This window comes from Bacillus salipaludis (genome assembly GCF_004358205.1).
This window is the reverse complement of record NZ_SMYO01000022.1, coordinates 1-20,866: the sequence shown is the minus strand read 5'-3', so window position 1 is coordinate 20,866 and position 20,866 is coordinate 1. Positions and strand designations below refer to the sequence as shown.

Annotated in this window: 27 protein-coding genes and 1 riboswitch; of the genes, 13 read left to right on the top strand and 14 right to left on the bottom strand. The window is 37.9% G+C overall.

Features of this window, described 5'->3' with window-relative positions; genetic code table 11:
- Positions 1–29: 29 nt before the first annotated feature.
- From E2K98_RS26490 to E2K98_RS26465, 6 genes are all read right to left on the bottom strand, one after another.
- On the bottom strand, positions 30–248 hold the full coding sequence (locus E2K98_RS26490) for a spore germination protein (protein ID WP_133339470.1): 219 nt from the start codon (positions 246–248) through the stop codon (positions 30–32).
- Positions 249–293: 45 nt separating this feature from the next.
- Complete coding sequence (locus tag E2K98_RS26485; protein ID WP_133339468.1) at positions 294–683, bottom strand: spore germination protein GerPE; 390 nt, start codon at positions 681–683, stop codon at positions 294–296.
- Positions 664–870: a spore gernimation protein GerPD gene (locus tag E2K98_RS26480; protein WP_133339466.1), complete on the bottom strand. Its 207-nt coding sequence runs from the start codon at positions 868–870 to the stop codon at positions 664–666. Before E2K98_RS26480 ends, E2K98_RS26485 begins: the two co-directional genes overlap by 20 nt.
- On the bottom strand, positions 867–1,484 hold the full coding sequence (gene gerPC, locus E2K98_RS26475; protein ID WP_133339464.1) for a spore germination protein GerPC: 618 nt from the start codon (positions 1,482–1,484) through the stop codon (positions 867–869). Before gerPC ends, E2K98_RS26480 begins: the two co-directional genes overlap by 4 nt.
- Before the next feature lie 93 nt (positions 1,485–1,577).
- Positions 1,578–1,826, bottom strand: a complete 249-nt coding sequence (locus tag E2K98_RS26470; protein WP_133339462.1) for a spore germination protein GerPB — start codon at positions 1,824–1,826, stop codon at positions 1,578–1,580.
- A 17-nt stretch (positions 1,827–1,843) separates the two neighbouring features.
- A complete protein-coding gene (locus E2K98_RS26465; protein ID WP_026574484.1) occupies positions 1,844–2,065 on the bottom strand; it encodes a spore germination protein in 222 nt (73 codons plus the stop codon).
- A 188-nt stretch (positions 2,066–2,253) separates the two neighbouring features.
- On the opposite strand from E2K98_RS26465, the gene E2K98_RS26460 reads away from it, so the two are divergent.
- The 3 genes from E2K98_RS26460 to E2K98_RS26450 all read left to right on the top strand — a co-directional run bounded on the left by E2K98_RS26460 (position 2,254) and on the right by E2K98_RS26450 (position 4,640).
- A complete protein-coding gene (locus E2K98_RS26460; RefSeq protein WP_026574485.1) occupies positions 2,254–2,649 on the top strand; it encodes a globin domain-containing protein in 396 nt (131 codons plus the stop codon).
- A 233-nt stretch (positions 2,650–2,882) separates the two neighbouring features.
- A riboswitch (cyclic di-GMP riboswitch) is annotated at positions 2,883–2,968 on the top strand.
- Between the two features lie 129 nt (positions 2,969–3,097).
- Complete coding sequence (locus E2K98_RS26455) at positions 3,098–4,189, top strand: CpaF family protein (RefSeq protein WP_133339460.1); 1,092 nt, start codon at positions 3,098–3,100, stop codon at positions 4,187–4,189.
- Positions 4,190–4,280: 91 nt separating this feature from the next.
- Positions 4,281–4,640, top strand: a complete 360-nt coding sequence (locus tag E2K98_RS26450) for a YisL family protein (RefSeq protein WP_133339458.1) — start codon at positions 4,281–4,283, stop codon at positions 4,638–4,640.
- A 30-nt stretch (positions 4,641–4,670) separates the two neighbouring features.
- Here E2K98_RS26450 and E2K98_RS26445 read toward each other — a convergent pair whose 3' ends face one another.
- Positions 4,671–5,234: a DUF2777 domain-containing protein gene (locus E2K98_RS26445; RefSeq protein WP_133339456.1), complete on the bottom strand. Its 564-nt coding sequence runs from the start codon at positions 5,232–5,234 to the stop codon at positions 4,671–4,673.
- 168 nt (positions 5,235–5,402) lie between these two features.
- Here E2K98_RS26445 and asnB point away from each other — a divergent pair, with 168 nt between their 5' ends.
- On the top strand, positions 5,403–7,250 hold the full coding sequence (gene asnB / locus E2K98_RS26440; RefSeq protein WP_133339454.1) for an asparagine synthase (glutamine-hydrolyzing): 1,848 nt from the start codon (positions 5,403–5,405) through the stop codon (positions 7,248–7,250).
- A gap of 89 nt (positions 7,251–7,339) precedes the next feature.
- Positions 7,340–8,872 carry an alpha-amylase family glycosyl hydrolase gene (locus E2K98_RS26435; RefSeq protein ID WP_133339452.1) on the top strand — a complete coding sequence of 511 codons (1,533 nt, stop codon included), beginning with the start codon at positions 7,340–7,342 and terminating at the stop codon, positions 8,870–8,872.
- Positions 8,873–8,958: 86 nt separating this feature from the next.
- On the opposite strand, the gene E2K98_RS26430 is transcribed toward E2K98_RS26435, so the two are convergent.
- Both E2K98_RS26430 and E2K98_RS26425 read right to left on the bottom strand, forming a co-directional pair.
- Positions 8,959–9,828 carry an SDR family oxidoreductase gene (locus E2K98_RS26430; protein WP_133339450.1) on the bottom strand — a complete coding sequence of 290 codons (870 nt, stop codon included), beginning with the start codon at positions 9,826–9,828 and terminating at the stop codon, positions 8,959–8,961.
- A gap of 98 nt (positions 9,829–9,926) precedes the next feature.
- Entirely contained in the window at positions 9,927–10,418 is a 492-nt protein-coding gene (locus E2K98_RS26425; protein ID WP_133339448.1) for a YajQ family cyclic di-GMP-binding protein, read from the bottom strand.
- Between the two features lie 121 nt (positions 10,419–10,539).
- Between E2K98_RS26425 and E2K98_RS26420 the strand changes: the two genes are divergently transcribed.
- Both E2K98_RS26420 and E2K98_RS26415 read left to right on the top strand, forming a co-directional pair.
- On the top strand, positions 10,540–11,403 hold the full coding sequence (locus E2K98_RS26420) for a CvfB family protein (RefSeq protein ID WP_133339446.1): 864 nt from the start codon (positions 10,540–10,542) through the stop codon (positions 11,401–11,403).
- Between the two features lie 71 nt (positions 11,404–11,474).
- Positions 11,475–11,606 carry a DUF3941 domain-containing protein gene (locus E2K98_RS26415; protein ID WP_081810752.1) on the top strand — a complete coding sequence of 44 codons (132 nt, stop codon included), beginning with the start codon at positions 11,475–11,477 and terminating at the stop codon, positions 11,604–11,606.
- A gap of 286 nt (positions 11,607–11,892) precedes the next feature.
- Here E2K98_RS26415 and E2K98_RS26410 read toward each other — a convergent pair whose 3' ends face one another.
- Positions 11,893–12,750, bottom strand: a complete 858-nt coding sequence (locus E2K98_RS26410; protein ID WP_133339444.1) for a DegV family protein — start codon at positions 12,748–12,750, stop codon at positions 11,893–11,895.
- Positions 12,751–12,878: 128 nt separating this feature from the next.
- Between E2K98_RS26410 and E2K98_RS26405 the strand changes: the two genes are divergently transcribed.
- Together E2K98_RS26405 and E2K98_RS26400 are read left to right on the top strand one after the other, a co-directional pair.
- The gene (locus E2K98_RS26405; RefSeq protein ID WP_133339442.1) at positions 12,879–13,721 is read left to right on the top strand and encodes a YitT family protein; all 843 of its coding nucleotides are present in this window, start codon (positions 12,879–12,881) and stop codon (positions 13,719–13,721) included.
- A gap of 11 nt (positions 13,722–13,732) precedes the next feature.
- Positions 13,733–14,512, top strand: a complete 780-nt coding sequence (locus E2K98_RS26400) for a BsuPI-related putative proteinase inhibitor (protein ID WP_133339440.1) — start codon at positions 13,733–13,735, stop codon at positions 14,510–14,512.
- 37 nt (positions 14,513–14,549) lie between these two features.
- Here E2K98_RS26400 and E2K98_RS26395 read toward each other — a convergent pair whose 3' ends face one another.
- The 3 genes from E2K98_RS26395 to E2K98_RS26390 all read right to left on the bottom strand — a co-directional run bounded on the left by E2K98_RS26395 (position 14,550) and on the right by E2K98_RS26390 (position 15,806).
- A complete protein-coding gene (locus E2K98_RS26395; protein WP_026574504.1) occupies positions 14,550–14,729 on the bottom strand; it encodes a DUF3813 domain-containing protein in 180 nt (59 codons plus the stop codon).
- A 2-nt stretch (positions 14,730–14,731) separates the two neighbouring features.
- Positions 14,732–14,884, bottom strand: a complete 153-nt coding sequence (locus E2K98_RS31255) for a hypothetical protein (RefSeq protein ID WP_165976391.1) — start codon at positions 14,882–14,884, stop codon at positions 14,732–14,734.
- A gap of 109 nt (positions 14,885–14,993) precedes the next feature.
- On the bottom strand, positions 14,994–15,806 hold the full coding sequence (locus E2K98_RS26390; RefSeq protein ID WP_133339438.1) for a Cof-type HAD-IIB family hydrolase: 813 nt from the start codon (positions 15,804–15,806) through the stop codon (positions 14,994–14,996).
- Between the two features lie 233 nt (positions 15,807–16,039).
- On the opposite strand from E2K98_RS26390, the gene E2K98_RS26385 reads away from it, so the two are divergent.
- From E2K98_RS26385 to E2K98_RS26375, 3 genes are all read left to right on the top strand, one after another.
- A complete protein-coding gene (locus E2K98_RS26385) occupies positions 16,040–16,807 on the top strand; it encodes an alpha/beta fold hydrolase (RefSeq protein WP_133339436.1) in 768 nt (255 codons plus the stop codon).
- A gap of 31 nt (positions 16,808–16,838) precedes the next feature.
- Positions 16,839–17,147 (top strand): metal-sulfur cluster assembly factor, encoded by a 309-nt coding sequence (locus tag E2K98_RS26380; RefSeq protein ID WP_133339434.1) that lies wholly within the window; start codon positions 16,839–16,841, stop codon positions 17,145–17,147.
- Positions 17,148–17,322: 175 nt separating this feature from the next.
- Positions 17,323–18,447, top strand: a complete 1,125-nt coding sequence (locus tag E2K98_RS26375; protein WP_133339432.1) for a TIGR04053 family radical SAM/SPASM domain-containing protein — start codon at positions 17,323–17,325, stop codon at positions 18,445–18,447.
- 69 nt (positions 18,448–18,516) lie between these two features.
- Here E2K98_RS26375 and E2K98_RS26370 read toward each other — a convergent pair whose 3' ends face one another.
- Positions 18,517–19,215 (bottom strand): Crp/Fnr family transcriptional regulator, encoded by a 699-nt coding sequence (locus E2K98_RS26370; protein WP_133339430.1) that lies wholly within the window; start codon positions 19,213–19,215, stop codon positions 18,517–18,519.
- A gap of 435 nt (positions 19,216–19,650) precedes the next feature.
- Between E2K98_RS26370 and moaA the strand changes: the two genes are divergently transcribed.
- Entirely contained in the window at positions 19,651–20,667 is a 1,017-nt protein-coding gene (gene moaA, locus E2K98_RS26365; RefSeq protein ID WP_235824937.1) for a GTP 3',8-cyclase MoaA, read from the top strand.
- The last annotated feature ends 199 nt before the right edge of the window (positions 20,668–20,866 follow it).

Below are 20,866 nucleotides of genomic sequence, written 5' to 3'. Positions count from 1 at the left end.
TAAACCAGTTCATAGGTTTATGTCGTTTTTTAATTGTTTCCAACAATGGGCTGATCAATTAGATCGGTATCCAATACATTTGTTCCACTGATAGCGTTGTTGGTAACAACAATTCCACCGGTATTAAATCCCCCAGAGCCTCCATTAGCTTTTGCAGTGCTTTTTGGCGAAATATAAAACGTATCACCAAATTGAACAATTCCTCCACTTACCGTAACGATTTGTACAGGGCCAATAATTGCTGGCATCAAAAACATCCTTTACCATAAAAATGTCTAAGGTAACATATGCGGCTATTGCATATCCTGCTCATGCCCAAAGGGGAGTTCTTGCCGAATATGTTTTACCCTAGCCTCCATTGAAATATTTCTACTGTTTCCTACATGTAAAATCGAGGATGATGAAATACCGATAATATCAATATTTTTCACTTTAATTATTGGTTTTGGATTGTGAGGTATAAATGAAATGGCTTCGTCGATAGGCGGTAATGGAATAGGTTTTTTAAAAATCATATAGGTTGGGAAATTTCCCTCATTTCCGTAGAATATTTCAGCTTCTCTTTGAACTGCGATGGCGCGGGAAAATCCATTAACGATGCAGGAATCCCCAAGCTGAATAATCGAGGAGTAGGATAGGACCATTACATTTAATCGGTCAACATTAGATGTTCGTTGTAGCATAACCAGGGGTCACATCCGGTTCTAGCGGAACAAATGGTCCGATAATTAATGATTCAGCAGGAGTGTCGAAAGCTGAGGCCAATTGAATCGTTTGGGTATCACCCACAAGGACTAAAGAAGAACTGGCTACACCAGTAATTTGAATGTTTCCTACTACCAGCTCACGGTTATAAACTTCAAGGATCATTCGATATTCATTCCTTTCACATTATCTGGTAAATTATTGAAAAAGGTATAAACACCATTATGAATTTCCTGTTTCAGTAATTCTATAATTCGATTTTCCACTAACGTTTTATTTTCCTCTGATTGTTCATTTACAGGAATGGATTTTAAATGATATTCAATTCTATTGGGAAGCTGTTTGATTATATCCTGTTTGATGAAAGCTAAATAGGACTCATTTGGCTGGAGTCTTAATTGTTTTTCGGTATCCTCAATTATTTGTGGTAAATCTATTTCCAAATAACGATAAATCGCCTCTTCAATTTTCATTGACCGCTGCATTTGGTCCTTTGGAGAAATTGGGGTATTTAATGATTGACCTTGTATCGCAAAATCCTCAATACCGGATAAATCATTAGGATTAAGGCCAATCGAAAGCGTGCCTTCAAGAGTTTCAACCTTTAACTGATCAAATTTATATTCAATTGTATCAACATGAATCGTTGGCTTTTCTCCTATTTGCTTTAAATCGTTCTGCATTTTCTGCAAAGCCTGTTCTAATGCAGCAATCCTTTTTTCCTGTGTTTGAATGTTTGACAGCAGCCACTGAAGATATTGGTATAAATCCTGATACATTTAAAATCACCCCGTCTAGTCGTCTCCCTATCCTAAATAAATATATATGCGGAACGACCTGAGACATGCTAATTATTTTTGATAACGGGGAATTTACTCATCCATTCTTACCGGTGCCTGCAATGGAACAGCCGGTGCCAGAATTTGTGAGGACTGTGGCGTTTGGAGAACTTCACCGGGCTTGATAGCTTGCGGTGCCGGTCCTGTAAACCCGCCAGTGTTGTACAAATAAGCGGCCGGTTTAATGATACCAGCACTGCCAATTTGCAGGACAGAGGAATTGGTAATCCCGCCAATTTTGATAAAATTAATTTGAATGGACTGCTGGATGTAAAAATTCATTCTAGATCACCCATTCATTACATATTAAAGGCATTTGCTTGATCAATCATGTCTGGATCCGTTGTATTAGTGGAACTTAAATTGTTATGGACGTTTAAACGTTCCCCAGTGTTAAAGGAACCTGCTCCAGAGAATGTTTTAGCAGCAGCAAAGGGCATAATTTTATAAACATCTCCAATGTGAAAAACTGAACTGTTCCCCAGTGTAATGACCTGAGCAACTCCAACAATGGCCGGCATAAATCAACACCCTTTTTTATAAGTTTCTTTACTTATCATATGTATAGGCGGATATAATGTGATTCATTCGCCCAAAAAATGTAGGCCCTAAAAATTACAAGCTGTTTTTGTGTGATATGAATCACAAAACTATTCTTAATTTAAGTTTATAATTATAAAAATAGTAAATATTAAAGTGGGTGAAGAAAATGAATTATCAATTTAAGACGCTTTATAATGAAATTGGCGGACAAGAAACAATTGATCAGCTTGTTAATGCCTTTTATCCACGTGTATATGATGATAAAGATTTAAGGCCATTATTTGAGGGCGATATGAGTGAAATTATGAGAAAACAGCGCATGTTTTTGCCGCAGTTCTTAGGCGGGCCAGCGCTATACAGCCAGGAATTTGGACCACCGGCGATGCGTGATCGGCATCTGCCATTTGAAGTGACACCTAAAAGGGCAAGGGCTTGGCTCCGTTGTATGTGGGAGGCATTTCAGGAAATTGGTCTGGATCAAAATCCGGCCGGATTAGCATTCTATGACCGTTTAACACAAGTTGCCGGAATCATGGTTAACAGTCCAGATTCGGATGAATAAATATAGGTTTAAATCCTCTTGCTGATTCAGGCAGGGGGATTTTTCTTTCTAGTGATATAGGATGAAAGTCCATTTTTCTACAAAAGTAATCAATAGTTATGACGTTAAAAAGATAAGATAGTCAAAAAGAACTATCGTTTTTGTTAGTAAATAAGAAAAAAGTTGGGTATTCTCCGAGGGGAAAACGTTCTATGATGGGATTACGAGATCAGTCGGTATAAGAAAGACACTGAACTCGATAAAGGCAAAGCTGATGAAAATCAGTGACGCAAAGCTACAGGGGCTAAGGTGCTACGCACGATGCCAGCCAGTTACCGAAAGATCAGGGTGTTTTATCACAATATTTTTTAGAAAGCATAGGCACTCTATGTTCTGAAGAGTATTGTGTCTACAACCCCCCTTTAGGTAAAGGCGGGGTTATTTTTTTTGGGAAAGGCAGGGTGTATTAATGGGTTTAATAAATAAAAATAAAAGAAACCAAAGTGGCGGTGAGGCAGCTAAAAAGGCATCTTTTGTTAAACTCAATTCATCCTCTCCCAATCATGCGAATCATAAAGCAAGTTGTAATCAAGGATTACTATGCGATTTTGCGGAATTCTCCCAGCTTAGACAACTCCTTTTAGATCAGGACGTTTCGGAAGTAATGGTGAATGGTCCTAATCAGGTTTACTGTGAACGGAAGGGGAAATTGATCTTAACCCCCATCCAATTTTCGGATAACAAACATGTTATAAGATTAATAGAAAAAATGATAGCTCCACTTGGGCGAAGAATTAACGAGAGTTCGCCAATGGTGGATGCAACGCTTCCCGATGGGTCGCATGTGAATGCAATTATTCCGCCATTAGCAATTAATGGACCGGCTATTACGATTCGAAAGATTTCAAAGGAATCTTATAAAATGAATGATTTAATTAATTTTGGTACAGTAACAGAGGATATTGCAGTTTTCTTGAATGCATGCGTAAAAGCCAGGCTCAATCTGTTTCTCAGTGGTGGGACAGGTTCAGGTAAATCGACTACTCTCAATGCTCTGAAAAATTTTATTCCGAATGGTGAACGTTTGATAGATATTGAGGAAGAAGAAAAGGTAGCAACAGACTATATTATAATTGATGAAATTTGCGGAGAGGAAGCATTTGATTTGCTTCAAGCTCTGAATACTAGTAACACGGGGGCTTTGGCTGCAGGACATTCCAATTGCCCAAGGGATATGATTATTCGTTTGGAAACGATGGTGCGTATAGTAAGAGTGGATTTAGAGGTAAGGGCTACTCGAAACCTAATCGCAAAAGCACTTAATGTGATTATTCATCAATCACGTTTAAAGGATGGTTCCAGAAAAATAACTAGTATTACAGAGGTTTTAGGAGTGGAAGAAGATAGAATCTTATTACAGGAGATTTTTACCTTTAAACAAGAAGGAATCAATCGGAAAGGGGAAATTATCGGTCGTTTGGTACCAACTGGCGTAAGGCCGAAATTTTATCAGCAGCTTGAAGCAACAGGTATAGCCATGCCGACTTCTTTATTTCATTAACAATATTGTCAGGATTTAAGCCTTAATTTTTAGTAATTTTAATTTGCCTGTGATATGATAGTTTGGACTATACATAAGGAGGCAAATTTACATGATTCACGCACATATTACGACATGGATTGTAGCACTTATTTTATTTTTTGTTGCACTTTCTTTAAATAAAAGCGGCAAAACAAAAGGTGCCAAAATTGTCCAAATGATTTTAAGATTATTTTATCTATTGATTATTGCAACAGGTGTTGGTCTGCTCTCGCAGGTATCTATTATTGACTGGAAATATATTTTAAAAGCAGTAGCTGGGCTATGGGTAATCGGAACCTTTGAAATGATTTTAACACGGGTAAAAAATGATCGTAGGACTTCCGTTTTTTGGATTCAGTTTGTTGTGGCTTTCGCCCTTGCTTTATATTTAGGATTTGCCGTACTGCCAATGTCTTTCCTACATCCATAAAAAAAGGCTGCCTTTATCGGCAGCTTTTTTTTATGAAATCATTTTCTCAATGATTAACCTTTTCCCTGTATTCAATGTAAATTCAAATCGATCATTGACCTTTTCAAAATAGAAAAAATGGTGCTGCACATTGCAAATTTGTTCCTGATTATCAAAAACAATAAAATTCACCCCATCCTTTCGCTGTTCCTCTGATAAGAAAGATAAATGGTTATAGCAGTAGATACAATCATAAATAGAAAAACCTAATGAGTTTAGGGTAGTAACAAATTGAAAAAAGGCATCATCATTAATCCCTTCAAGCAATCTCTCCAGGGAATACACCAAATGCTTCTTGATTCTTACTTGATCATGGTCACGAAGCATAATGACTTCGTTTCCCAAACGGATTTTTCCTGACTCAAATAAAATCCCTCTTCTCCAGCGATTCATCCGGAAGATTTCCATTTCTTGCTGATGAAAATCATCAAGCATGTTTGCTTCTTCCGTTTCCTCATCAAAGAAAATCCATTGATCATTTATTTGCTCAACAGTTCCTTGGTTAAAGGCTCTTTGTTGATTATCATAAAGTTTATTTCGCTGCTGTCGATTCATGTTTAAACCTCCGTGCCAAATGCTTTCATCTTCTTTGTTGACATCTTCTTGCAAATTTATAACTTGGTATACCATTTTATTTGGACAATTAACCAATTGCTTTGGGCTGAATACACTAAAACATGTAATTGAAATTGGAGTTACAGTAGTAGAAAGGAGCCAACTACCGTGTGCGGGATATCTGGATGGGTAGATTTTGAAAAATTATTAAAAAATGAAACAGAAACAATAGCAAAAATGGCCAATACACTTGCAAAAAGAGGCCCTGATGAAACGAACATCTGGACAAATACACATGTTGGTTTTGGACATAAGAGACTGATTGTTGTCGACCCAGAAGGGGGAAGACAGCCAATGTCGAAACAAAAAGAAGGCATTGTGTATACCATTTGCTACAACGGAGAATTATACAATACAGAAGATTTACGTAAAATTCTCCTTACTAAAGGATATTCTTTTAGGGGTCATTCTGATACAGAAGTTCTGTTAACTGCCTATATAGAATGGGCGGAAGAGTGCGTAAATTATTTAAACGGAATTTATGCGTTTGCTGTTTGGGACAGTAAAAAGGAACAGCTATTTATTGGACGGGACAGATTAGGAGTAAAACCACTTTTTTTCACGGAACACAAAAAAGGGTTACTCTTTGCATCAGAATTAAAAGCGATTCTTACGCACCCCGAAATCAAAACAGAACTCGACCGTGAAGGGCTGGCCGAGATTCTTGGTACAGGACCATCAAGGTCACCAGGTTCAGGGATTTTTAAGGGAATGAAAGAGCTACGGCCGGCACATGCATTGACCTTTTCAAAAAATGGCTTAAAAACTTGGCGTTATTGGAACGTGAAAAGTGAAGAACATAAAGATTCGGTGGAGGAAACAGCAGAAAAGGTACGTTATCTAGTGACAGATGCAGTGACGAGACAGCTTGTTTCAGATGTTCCATTATCTACATTTTTATCAGGCGGGCTTGACTCAAGCATTATAACAGCGATTGCTGCGAAAGGCTTTCAAGACCAAGGGAAAGGGCAACTCCATACGTACTCAATTGACTATGAGGGCAATGATCTCCATTTTGCCGCAAATGAATTCCAGCCGGATGCAGATGGAAAGTACATCCAAATGATTATCGACAAATTTAATACCTCACATCACAACAAAATGATTTCACAGCAAAAACTTGTAGACGATTTGATCGAAGCGGTTCATGTAAGGGACTGCCCTGGAATGGCGGATGTAGATTCCTCCTTACTCTGGTTCTGCAAGGAAATCAAAAAGGATTTCGTCGTTAGTCTTTCAGGCGAATGTGCAGATGAAATTTTCGGCGGCTACCCATGGTTTCATCGGAAACAAGACCTTGAACGTGCGGGGTTTCCATGGATGCGTTCCGTTTTTGAACGGGAAAATTTATTGAACCAAAATTGGCGGGGAAAATTAAAACTATCTGAATATGTGATGGAAAAATATCAGCAAGCGGTGAAGGAAACACCGAGCTTACCGGGAGAAAGCTTGGAAGAGGCGAAACGACGGGAGCTATTTTATATTAATATGACTTGGTTCATGACCACCTTACTTGACCGAAAGGACCGAATGAGTATGGGGGCCAGCCTAGAGGTCAGAGTTCCTTTTGCCGATCATCGTCTTGTTGAATATGTCTGGAATATTCCCTGGGATGTGAAGATGTATCGAGGAAGAGAGAAAGGGATTCTTCGTAAGGCATTTGAAGGGATATTACCCGAAGAAGTTCTTTATCGGAAGAAAAGTCCTTATCCCAAAACACATAATCCGGAATATACCGCTATGATCCAAAAACGTATGGTAGAGATTCTAAAGGATAAATCATCAGCTCTTCATGAATTTTTTGAAAAGACCTCATTACAAAGTATTGTTGATTCCGGGGGAGAATCCTTTAAAGAACCATGGTTTGGTCAGTTGATGACAGGACCGCAGTTGTTAGCCTATTTTGTTCAATTACACACATGGTTTAAAGACTATAATATTAACATAGTAAATTGAGTTAAAATTTGGATTTCAAACCATAATTCGATTAAAATGGGTTTAGGGAAGAGGGAGAACCTCTTCCCTTTTTAAGGGAGGAACAATATATGAAAAGAATCATACTCATTTTAATTTCAGTTTTTCTGATGTCTTCCGTTCCTGCAAATGCTGCAGTAAAAAAAGATAAGCGGTTATGGCAGGATGAGTCCATCTATTCAATTATGGTGGACCGCTTTAATGATGGAGACACAAGTATCAATTTCGATGTAAATACAAAAGATCCTAATGTCTATAACGGCGGCGATTTTCAAGGAATCATCGATAAACTTGACTACATACATGATATGGGTTTTACCGCTATTCGTCTTAATCCGATTTTTGATAATGCCGATAAAGGATATCATGGCTTTTGGGTGAAAGATTTTTATAAAACGGACGAGCATTTTGGCTCGATTAAGACCTTTCAAAAGCTGGTTAACGAAGCTCATAAACGCAAAATGAAAGTATTAATTGATTTTCCTGCAAACAATGTTGCAGCAAATCATATGTGGGTGACAGATCCAAATAAGCAGGATTGGTTTCATAAAAAGCAGGATATCCAGGACTGGAACAACGCCCAAGAGATTGAAAATGGCTGGGCAGATGGGTTGCCGGACCTGAATCAGGATAACCCTGAGGTAAAAAACTATTTAATTAAGGCTGCTAAATGGTGGATTCAGAAAACAGATATTGACGGATATAGTTTACCCGAAGTAAACATGGTGCCTGTCAGCTTTTGGCATGATTTTTCAACGTCAGTTAAAGGTGTGAAGCAAAACTTTTTTTTAATGGGAATTCCGGCAGTAAAATCACCATCCAATGAACTAGAGTATGAAAAAGCCGGGATTGATAGTTTTTATAATGGGCCCGTTAGTGCGGATTTAAGGGACGCCTTTGCCAATACTGACCAATCCATTCAACCTGTTGTTTCTGAATTGGACAAGGGGAAAAAAACATTTGACACGTCAGCCAATATGGCAAATTATTTCGATAATGAATATACAACAAGATTCACGCAAGATATTGTAAAAAATAGACAGTTCCCCGGTTCCCGTTGGAAAACTGCTTTGACCTATTTATATACGATTCCAGGAATACCCGTAATTTATTATGGAACGGAAATTGCTTTGAATGGCGGTGATATTCCGGATAATCGCCGGCAGATGAGCTTCAGAGCAGAAAAAGATTTAATTGATTTTATTACAAAAATCGGAGAGCTTAGAAATCAACTTCCATCTTTAACAAGAGGGAATCTTGAAATATTATATGAAAAGAATGGTATGGTTATTTATAAGCGGGAATATAAAGGTGAAACCTCGGTCATTGCAATTAATAATACGAAAAAATCACAAAGTATCACGTTAAAGGATAAGCAATTAGATGCGGGAAAAGAGCTTCGCGGTTTACTTAACGGTGATACGGTAAAGAGTGAAGGCGATCGATATACGATTATTCTCGACCGGGATAACTCTGAAATTTATGTGTTGGCGGATAAGACAGGGATAAATATTCCGTTTGTTTCAGCCATTATGATTGTAATCATATTGGCCTGTTTATTTTTGTTTTTAATCATTAGGAGAAGTAAAAGAAATATGAATTAAAAGAACGCACCGGAAAGCTGATAGGCTTCCGGTGCGTTCTTTGTCTAGCGAAAGTGACTCTTAGAAAAGCACTGGAGCTATTCTATTTATCCATTAATAATCTCCCCGCCGTTTACATGGAACATTTGGCCGCTAATATAGGAGGAATCATCAGAGGCTAAAAAAACATAGCTTGGAGCAAGCTCATGTGGCTGCCCTGCTCTTCCTAGAGGAGTGGTCGAACCGAATACGGCTACTTGATCATCTGTAAAGGTAGAGGGTATGAGCGGGGTCCATATTGGGCCCGGTGCAACCCCGTTCACTCTTATTCCCTGCGATGCAAGCGAGAGGGCAAGTGAGCGAGTAAAAGAAACAATTGCCCCTTTTGTGGCAGAGTAATCCAGCAGCTGTTCATTTCCCTTGTAGGCAGTAATTGATGCCGTATTAATAATCGATGCTCCTTTTTTTAGATGTGGCAGGACCATTTTTGACATATGAAAATAGGAAAAAATATTGGTGCGAAATGTTTTTTCAAGCTGGGCCGCTGTAATATTCAGTAAGCTTTTTTGCGGGTGCTGTTCCGCCGCATTGTTTACAAGTATATCAATCTTTCCAAATTCTTCGATGGTTTTGTTCACGACTTTCTTGCAATAGTCTTCACTGCCTATATCACCGGAAAAGAGCAGGCAGCGCCTTCCTTCTTCTTCAATTAACTTTTTTGTTTCTTCCGCATCTTGATGTTCTTCTAAATAGACAATAGTTACATCCGCGCCTTCTTTGGCAAAATAAATGGCCACCGATTTACCAATCCCACTGTCACCACCGGTAATAATCGCCTTTTTTCCGGATAATTTTCCGCTGGATTTATAATTTGCATCAATCGAAATGGGTCGAGGGTTCATTTCACTTTCCACGCCAGGCTGATGATTTTGGTGCTGTGGCGGAAAAACTGCTTTTGGTTGCTTTTGGCTGCTCATATTGTTACCTCCAAGTGTTAATTACACCTGTTAGTCTTCGATAAAAACCTAAGAATATGAAAAAAGGGAAAAGGTTTTTCAACCATTTCCCATATTTTCTATCGATAATTAATAAACTGAACATCTACAGTAAGGTCTGCTTCTCGGACTAATGAAATGATTTTTTGGAGATCATCCCGGTTCTTGCCACTGACTCGTACCTGGTCGTCCTGCACCTGGCTTTTGACTTTAACACCGCTATTTTTAATGATTGTGTTTATTTTTTTGGCATTTTCTTTATCAATTCCTTGAACAAGTTTCGCCCTTTGCCTTACGGTTCCTCCGGAAGCTTTTTCAATCTTACCATAATCAAGATTTCTGATCGGAATCCCTCGCTTAATCAGTTTGCCTAACAGAACATCCTTCAATTGGTCTAACTTATATTCATCATCTGAAATAAGGACAAGATCTTCTTTATCGAGTGATACCTCACTCTTACTGCCTTTAAAATCGTAACGGGTCTGAATTTCTTTCATTGTTTGGGTGATTGCGTTTGTGACTTCAGAAAAGTCTACTTTGGACACAATATCAAACGAACTATCTTTAGACATAACAAAAACCTCCTGTTTATCATTTTCGCCAATATTTGCATGGTTTCCCTTTATGGGTACATTATAGTAAAATATAGCAGTTCAAACAACTATCTCCAAGGGAAAGAAAAGGGGAATAAACATGTCAATAAAAGAATTGATTGGCCAGACTACCAGTTTGGAAGTGGCACGAAAAGCGCCATTTGGCTATTTTTTAACAGATGGAAATGAGGATGTCTTGTTACATATAAATGAAACCGAGCGTGAATATGAAGAAGGAGAGCGCTTAGAGGTCTTTCTTTTCCATGATTCGCAGGGCAGGATGATTGCTTCAACAAAGATTCCGGAAATTTCTGTTGGCAGGTATGGCTGGGTCAAGGTAACAGATGTTAATCCGAAAATCGGAGTCTTTTTAGATATTGGAATGCAAAAGGACCTTTTATTAGGTGCAGACGATCTTCCAGCCCATAAATCCGTCTGGCCGGAGCCTGGTGATATGGTTTACATTACTTTGAGGGTAAATCGTAATTATCTTTTGTACGCAAAGCTTGCCAGTGACCAGATCATTCAATCTATTTCCGTCAAAGCAACAAGACAGGCATTCAATAAAAATGTTCAGGGCCATATTTACCGTACGGCAAAGGTCGGCAGCTGGGTCTATACAATTGAGGGCTTTAAGGGTTTTATTCATGAGTCACAAAGACAGCAAGAACCCCGTCTTGGACAAAAAATCGAAGGCAGGATCATTGATGTAAAAGAAGATGGGACGGTTAATATTTCACTGCTTGCCAGAAAAGAGGAATCGCTGGATCAGGATGGAGAAATAATTTATGAATATTTAATGAGCAGAAATGGCGCCATGCCATACGGGGACAAGAGTATGCCTGAGGATATTAAAGAACGATTTGGTTTAAGCAAAGGTTCCTTTAAACGTGCTCTTGGAAAGCTGATGAAAGAAGGCAAGGTCTATCAAGAGAATGGTTGGACCTATGTAAAAAAAGATTAGCAAACATATTACATACTCCTTTTCGAAATGCTTACACTAATGATTGAACATGAAGGAAAGGAGTTTTGAATTTGCCTCATACATCAGATAATGATAAAAAAGCACAGGACAATAATGCCTTAAGACACGAAAAAAACATGATGCGCGAAAAAAATCGCCAAGCAGGGAAAAATCAATACTCGAAGAAAACAGACCATAAATAAGAAAAGCGAAAGCGTCTTTACCAGGGGCTTATGTCCAGAGCCCCTAGACGCTAGAGCTAGATAAGCAAAAGTCTCACTCAGATTGTCGAGAAATGTTATTTTTCTTGGCAATTTTTATTTAATTAAAATACTGATTTTTTAAAATGATTGTCTATGCTATTGGGCCTGTTGAACAGGCTTTAATATTATGAATGTTTTAATAAATTATTGCGGTGAATTATTAAAGGGAATGAAGAAATAAAAGGCTATCGAAAGTTTTTCGACAGCTTAGTGAGGCAAAAGGGCATTATGGCAATTGATTTAAGAAGAAAATTGAAATGGTTCCGGCACCGGTATGGGAACCAATTGCTGAGCCAATGGAAGAAATATATACCGCTTTGGGGTGTAGTTCCTCTTCAATCATTGCTCTTATTTCCAGGGCTGTTTCTTCATTGTCAGCATGGCTGATTCCTACGACTTGCTCCTGTATATCGGAACCGCGCTCCTTCATCAATTCAATTAAACGGCGCAACACTTTCTTTTTACCGCGTATTTTTTCAATCGGAACTAATTTTCCGTCCTCTACGTTTAAAACCGGTTTAATATTTAGTAATCCTCCGAGAAAGGCAGATGCTTTCGAAACCCTGCCCCCCTTTGCTAAATAGTCTAAGTCTTCGACTGTGAAAAGATGCTCCATATGCTGACTTCTAAAAATAATATCCTTCAAAATTTCTTCTTTCGGAACATTTTTCGATGAAAGCCTTGCCGCTTCCGTCACAATAAGGCCTTGTCCAAGAGAGGCACACTTCGTATCAATAATTGTTAGATCAAAATTTGGATATTTTTCCTTGACTTGGTCAAGAATCATAACAGCGGTTGAATAGGTTCCGGATAGCTGTGAGGAAAAGGCTATATAAATTCCAACTTCATTATTTTCAGCCATGTTTGTAAAGATCTGCTCAAATAATAGAGGAGATGCTTGGGATGTTTTCGGTACACTTCCGTTTCGAATGGCATCATAAACAGTTTTAGGATCAATGGTTTTTACATCCTCATACTCCTGCCCATTTACGTGAACCTTTAGCGGAATCAGTGTTACATTGCTTTCAGAATAAAAACTAAGAGGTAAATCACATGCGCTATCCGCCAGAATCTTTATCGGCATGAAGCTCACCTGCTTTCAAGCTAATATAGTTAACTTTAGTTTATCGGTTTAAGGCTAAAAATACAATTCAGAAATGGAAGGAACTGTACAATCAGAACATTGAATTTTACAAATGAAGGGATGATGAAATGCTTTGGCTGCAAACGAAAAAAATATTAATCGTCGTGGCGGGGGCTTTATTGAATGCGATTGCAATGAACTTATTTTTAATTCCTGCCAATGTCTATTCCAGTGGCTTTACAGGGATTGCCCAATTACTTTCAAGAGTGTTAAGTGACCATACCCCGATTCATGTCTCAATGGGATTTTTATTGCTAGTGTTAAATATTCCTGTTGCAATTCTTGGTTGGATGAAGGTGGGAAGGTCATTTACCATATATAGCTTTCTCAGTGTTATCCTTTCTTCTTTATTCTTATCCGTCATCCCTATTCATAAGGTCTCTCATGATATCCTGTTAAATGCAGTATTTGGCGGTGTAATTTTGGCTGTTGGGGTTGGAATCACTTTAAAATGGGGAGCATCAACAGGCGGATTGGATATCATTGCAATGGTTCTCTCAAGGATGAAAGACAAGCCGGTTGGGACGTATATGTTTATTTTAAATGGAATTATCATTGCAACTGCCGGGCTTCTTTATGGCTGGGAAAAAGCACTTTATACACTGGTGACCTTGTACACGTCCACTAGGATCATTGATGCCATTCACACACGACATGAAAAGCTGACTGCGATGATTATTACAAAAAAAGCGGATGAATTAAAAAAGGAAATACAAAACAAACTGGTTAGAGGAATCACAATGGTACCTGCAAAGGGGGCTTTTTCCAATGAACCCCGAGATATGTTGATGATTGTGATTACTCGCTATGAGCTTTTTGATTTAGAAAGAATTATTAAGGAGGTTGACCCAAAAGCATTTACAAATATCATAGAAACAGCGGGAATTTACGGTTTCTTTCGAAAAGATTAACAGGAGGCATTATGAAGAATCTATTGTGTATCTTTCTACTATTTTTTTCTTTTCATACAAATACGTTTGCAAATGGAAACGAGAGGAATGTAAGTGATTCTGCCTTTACCTTTAATGTAATCCCTTCAGCAGGGCCGGAAGCTGTGGAATTTGAATTTCTTCTTAAGAATGAAGGAGAAATACCGCTTAACTTGGAATTCCCAACTTCTCAACTTTTTGACATTACCGTCACAGATAAAAGCGGCAATGAAGTATATCGCTATTCCAAAGGACGCTATTTTTTACAGGCCTTTCAAACAATAAAGATAGAGCCAAAAACTTCTTATAAAAGAATTGCTGTCTGGGATTATATGGTTGACGGAAAAAGGGTCCCTGCTGGTGAATACAATGCTCATATCACGTTAAAACCTGTAAGTTTGAATGAGGAACCTATATCAAATAGAGAGAAATTAACGATTCATAAAACAATAATCATCCCCGAAGAGAATCCAGTTTTCCGACATGTGAAGGTGGCAGGAAACCGTGGGAAATATAAAATAATGGGCGAAACAAAACCATCAAAAGGGAATTTTTATTATACAGTGGAAGATGGACACAGGGAGTTTGTTAAAGAAACACAAATTAATATTGGACAGAAAACAGAAGTGTGGAAACCGTTTACGATTCAAGTTCAAATCTCTGAAACAAAGCTTCCTGAGCATGGATCCTTCATTTTATTTTTATATGAAAGAGACCATGAAAATAAAATAATGAATTCCTTCCCAGTTGTTTTAGAAAAATTTTATCAGTAGGAATGAAAAAGGAAAGCGCCAGGCGCTTTCCTTTTTCTTATTGCTCAAGCTCATTTTGCATTTGTTGGAGCTGACGTTGTTCGGCGAATGTAGAATTGGCAAATGCGGAACTTAAAGCATTTTTGGCTTTTTCCACAGCCGAATCACGTTCAGCAGGGCTGGCAGACTTCGCCATCTCCACAAATCTTCGTGCTTCCTGGAATAATTGGTTACCCATTATTATATTCCTCCCAGCGAGGAGTCTTGCACATTGGACATTTTCTGAGCTTCCGCTTCAGCGTATGTCATGTGATAGGGGATACGTTCGGCATGCTTAGAGACCGTATCTTTTCCTTGCTGGACAAAGCGTTTTGATTTGTTTCGTTTACCCATTCGAATCCCTCCAATGTTTGAGCTTCGATTGAAACAGCAGTTGCTGCCTCAAAAATTAGTATGCTCCGAATTGACGTTTTCATTTAGGTAAACAATGGCGAAAAAAGCACTATTTTAAATGTAATAAATCAGCTATATATACTCCGACTCCATCTTTTTCATTCGTAAGGGTAACATCGTTTGCAATATTTTTTAACTGATCAATTGCATTGCCCATCGCAATTCCATGCCCAGCATATTCAATCATTTCAAGGTCATTATCCTCATCCCCAAATGCAACCACTCTTTCAGCAGGAATATTGAAAAAATCAGCAGCCTTTTTCAAGCCAACTGCTTTGTTTATTCCGGATTTAATAATTTCAATCACATGCCATGGTGCAGCCCAACTGCGTTGTTCAATCACTTCTGCATGGATTTCAGATAAATGCTGGCGAATTAGCCGTAACTCATCCTCTTCTGTATGAATTAATAAACTTGTTGGTGAATCCTTTAAAAAATTACTTAAATCCCCGGTTGTCACCTTTGGTTTTCCCATTCCAAAAATATCAAGAAGCTTTTCATCGTGGTAATGAAAATAAACATCATCCATCACTTCCGCAATAATATTATGAAATTGGAAGGATCTGCAGGCATCAACAATTTCCTTTGCCACTTTAACATCCAAGGGTTCATGAAAAAATCCCCAGCCAGGGTTTCGTGGATGATGCATAAATGCTCCGTTGAAATTAACAATAGGAGTATCCAATTCCAATTCATGATAATACATTTCACTAGAGCGGTATGGTCTCCCTGTAGCAATCATAATGATATGTCCTGCGTCTTTGGCTTTTTTCAAAATATCCTTTGTTTTTAATGAAATCGTTTTGTCGTCTTTTAATAATGTCCCATCTAAATCTAAAGCAATTAAGTGTCTTTCTGCCATATGGATATGGACTCCTTCTCTATTTTTATTTTGGAAGCGATAAAAGCTTTATTTTAGGAAAATGATTGTTTACATGATACACTACAAATGTGATTTTCTACATACAATTGAAAGCAGGTTTAGAACTTATATAAATACTATGTTAACAATTTTATACCTAACCTGTAAAAAAATTCACATCATACCATGTAAATTATCGATATACTTATATATAGCTTCAGGAGGATTCTATAGTGGTCATCATCGAAAGAGATTACATTAAGGATATACCTGCTTTAGAAGTTGTTAAAAAAGAAATACATCAAGATTCACTGCCAACCATTATTTTTATTCATGGAATTACAAGTGCAAAGGAACATAATCTGCACTATGCCTATCTATTAGCAGAAAAAGGTTTTCGGGTGATTTTGCCTGATACCATGCACCATGGTGAACGTCAGAAAGAATTAGAGGAGAGGGAGTTAGTCACCGAATTTTGGAACATCGTCATCGAAACCATTACTGAACTTAAGACGCTAAAAGAACATTTGGTTCAACATGGATTGGCTGATCCAAACCGTATCGGTCTTGTCGGAACTTCAATGGGTGGAATTGTAACACTCGGTGCTATCACCCAATACCAATGGATTAAAGTGGCAGTTAGCTTAATGGGAATGCCGTCATACGAGCAATTTTCTCTCTGGCAGCTTGACCATTTAAAAAGCCAGGGAATGGAAATTCCTTTTACTGAGGAAGAAATTGCGGATCAGCTCATGATTCTTAGGGATTATGACTTAAGTCTATATCCGGAAAAACTAGAACAAAGACCGCTATTGTTTTGGCATGGAAAAAAAGACCCGATTGTTCCCTATTCCTTAACATATCAATTTTATGAAACCATTATATCTAGCTATAGCCAAAACCCTGAAAGGCTAGCCTTTATAACAGATGAGCATGCCGGTCATAAGGTTAGCAAGAAGGGCTTAATAGCAACGGTTGATTGGTTTGCAAAATACTTGTAAAGTAAATAGAAAATGAACAGGAGTGAACATAATGAATGAGGAATTAAAAGAAAATATAATGGGTGCCCTAGAGCTAGTAGTCGATCCGGAATTAGGTGTTGATATCGTTAATTTAGGTTTAGTCTATAATGTGGAAATGGATGATCAAGGCAAAGTTGATATTACGATGACGTTAACTTCAATGGGATGTCCCCTTGCAGGAACAATTGTGGATCAGGTGAAAAGATCATTAGCAGATATTCCGGAAATCAAAGATGTAGAGGTAAATATCGTTTGGAATCCGCCATGGGATAAAGAAATGATGTCACGCTATGCTAAAATTGCCCTTGGAATTCGCTAGAATTTAGTTTTTAAACAGCAGAGTCGAACTCTTGCTGTTTTTTTGTTTTCACAAAACAGACATATTTAAACGCCTCTTTAGTGAGTTATTTCACATTTTTCAAATATAAACAACTTTATAATACAGTTATTAAAGCTGTTTGTTTTGAAATAGCTGATGTAGGAGGCGTTTCATCATGGCTATTAGCCGAGATTTTAATAAAGATCCATTTATCGTTATTTGGGAACTTACACGTGCTTGTCAATTAAAATGTCTGCATTGCCGTGCCGATGCCCAATATGCAAGGGACCCGCGTGAATTAACCTTTGAAGAAGGAAAAAATCTTATTGATCAAATATATGAAATGAATAATCCTATGCTAGTCTTTACAGGCGGAGATCCGCTTATGAGGGAAGATATCTTTGATATTGCTAAATATGCAGTCGAAAAAGGCGTCCGAGTTTCGATGACTCCGAGTGCGACTCCAAATGTTACGAAGGAAGCCATTCAAAAGGCGAAGGAAGTTGGTCTTTCCCGCTGGGCATTTAGTATTGACGGACCAAACGCGGAGGTCCACGACCATTTCCGCGGTACTGCAGGGTCCTTTGATTTGACGATGGAAAGAATAAATTACTTGCATGAGGTAGGGCTGCCGATTCAAATTAATACGGTAATTTCAAGATATAATGTTGAATATCTCGATGAAATGGCGAAAATGGTCGAGGATTTAAACTGTGTACTTTGGAGTGTCTTTTTCCTTGTACCAACTGGAAGAGGCCAGGCTTCGGATATGATCTCCCCAGTAGAACATGAAAGGGTTCTAAGATGGCTTTATGATTTAAGTAAACGAGTATCCTTTGATATTAAAACAACAGAAGCAATGCATTACCGTCGTGTGGTCATCCAGCAAAAAATGCGTGAAGCGAAACAACAAACCGATGAAATTAACTATTTAACTGCTCTAACAGAAAAAGGACTTACAGGTTCAATTGACGGCCTAGGCCGTGCACCAAAAGGTGTAAATGACGGAAATGGTTTTGTGTTCATCTCTCATATCGGTGATGTCTATCCTAGTGGACTTTTACCTGTACAAGCTGGGAATATTCGTGAGAGGCCACTTGCGGAAATTTACCGTGAGTCTCCAATCTTTAAATCGTTGCGAGATCCGGATTCGTTTAAAGGAAAATGCGGTGTTTGCGAATTCCGCTATGTCTGTGGTGGATCAAGATCTAGAGCATATGCGATGACAGGGGATTATCTTGAAAGTGAACCATTCTGCGTTTACATTCCAAAAGCATTAAGGGATAAGCAAGTCCAGTAAAAAATTTCGGGGAAGTAATTCAAACCGAGTGCTTCCCCGACCCAAAATAAAATAGGATGGTTTCCCATCCTATTCGATATTACAATAAACAGCTGGACAATTCTCGCAGCCGATTTCATCTTTTAAATATTGAAGATCCAAAATTGAGATTTTTCCTTTTTTAACTGAAATAATATTGTCCTTCTTTAATTCACTTAAAATACGATTCGTACTTTCGCGGGAGGTGCCACAGAAATTGGCAAGCTCTTGATTTGTAAGGGGTAAATCAATTAATATTTCACGGTCCTTATGAATACCATAACTATTAGACATTCGAATAAGCGTTGAAAAAAGTGCGCCGCGTTTACCATTTAAGACAAGATCACGAAATTTTGTTTGGGTTTTGCGGAAATGATCACTCATCCATTTCATGAATTCAAAAGCAAGTTTGCTGTCTTGGAAAATTTCGCTTTCAATCACATCTTTTTTAATAGCGACAATTTCCCCTTCTTCCAGGACCTTGGCACTAAGTAAAAATTTTGGATTATCCGTAAACAGTGTCAATTCTCCACAAATATCATTTTCCCCACAGATTCTTAAGGAAAGCTCCCGTCCATCTGAGGTAATTTTACTAATTTGGATTTTGCCGGAAAGGATGATATAGAGTTCCTCAGCCACCATTCCTTCTTGGAATAAAAATTTTCCTCTCTCACTTCTGAACTTACGGTCAGCGAATTTAAGTAATTCTATTATTTCTAATGAATGGGTAGGTTTCATTTTCGTCATCATTCAGTTCTCACCCCGTCTATAGTTAAAAACTAGTTATATTTCACTAGGTCATTTTTGTATTGTTATAAACATTTTACCTCAGGTTTTTGTGAAAAAAAGAAGTAAACCATGACAATATAGTGAAAACTGATTATCGCTTTTTTTGATAAATGTTTTGAAATATTTTTCAATGAATATTTCCAAAAACAATCGTTTGTACCAAAACCATCTTCTGTTATGATAAATAGTAAGTTAACTAGTAAAAGTGAGGATTTCATCAAAAAAATGAGTGGTTATTTAAATAAGTTGTGTAAAGGTTAATGTTGATTTTTCAACAAAGTTGATTGGAGTGGAAGGCACGAAGACTCCTCGAAAATGCTAACGCATTTTCTTCGTGCCTAGAACGGAAATCGACTGCCATATCAACAGAGCCTAAAAATAATGGAGTTGATTAGAATGGAAAATACCATTATTAAAGATAAATTTAATCGGCCATTACATGATTTGCGGATTTCTGTTATTGACCGCTGTAATTTCCGCTGTCAGTATTGCATGCCAGCAGATCAATTTGGACCCGATTTTGTTTTTTTGCCAAAAAGCGCTTTATTAACCTATGAAGAAATTGAGCGGCTGGCAAAGATCTTTGTTCAAATAGGAGTTGAAAAAATTCGATTAACAGGTGGAGAACCACTGTTAAGAAGAGATTTACCTGTATTGGTTAGTAAACTCTCTGAAATAGAAGGTCTTAAAGATATTGGTTTAACAACAAACGGTGTAATGTTGAAGAAATTTGCTGAAAAACTAAAACAGGCCGGACTAAAACGGGTTAATGTCAGCCTTGACAGCCTGAATGATGAATTGTTTGGAAAAATAAACGGGCGAAATATCGGAACCAAACCTGTTCTAGAAGGAATCGAAGCGGCAAAACAAGCAGGATTGGGCGTGAAAATCAATATGGTAGTTAAAAAAGGGCTAAACGATACCGAAATTGTCCCGATGGCGGATTTTTGCAAGAAAAACGGTCTTGAGCTCCGGTATATTGAATTTATGGATGTAGGTTCAACGAATGGCTGGAAGATGGATGATGTCATTACGAAAAGGCAGATTTATGAAATGCTAAAAGAACATTATGAGTTGGAGCCGGTGAACCCTGCTTATTTTGGTGAGGTGGCGAAACTTTACCGTTATAAAGATACGAATGTAAACGTTGGGTTTATTTCATCCGTGTCTGAGTCTTTTTGTTCAAGCTGTACTCGTGCACGCTTATCGGCAAATGGCCAATTATTTACCTGTTTGTTTAATGGAAACGGTCATGACGTTCGTAATATCATGAGAAATGGTGCTACGGATGAGGAGCTTACCAGGCGGATTTCAGAAATTTGGAATGGTCGTGATGATCGCTATTCTGACGAAAGAATGGCTGAATCCAATAAGAAGCGGAAAAAAATTGAAATGTCTTATATTGGTGGATAATAAAAAAACAACCTGCTTCAATTAAAATGTACCCTATAGAGTAGACACTTAAAAAAGTGCTTTCTATAGGGTACTTTTTTTATATAATTTAATAACACAACTAGAGACATACTGGAGACGGAGAAATCATGAGTAAAAAGACTTTTACAGAGAAAGAAATCATAATTTTATCTAAAAACCCCTATGTTAAATCTGTTAG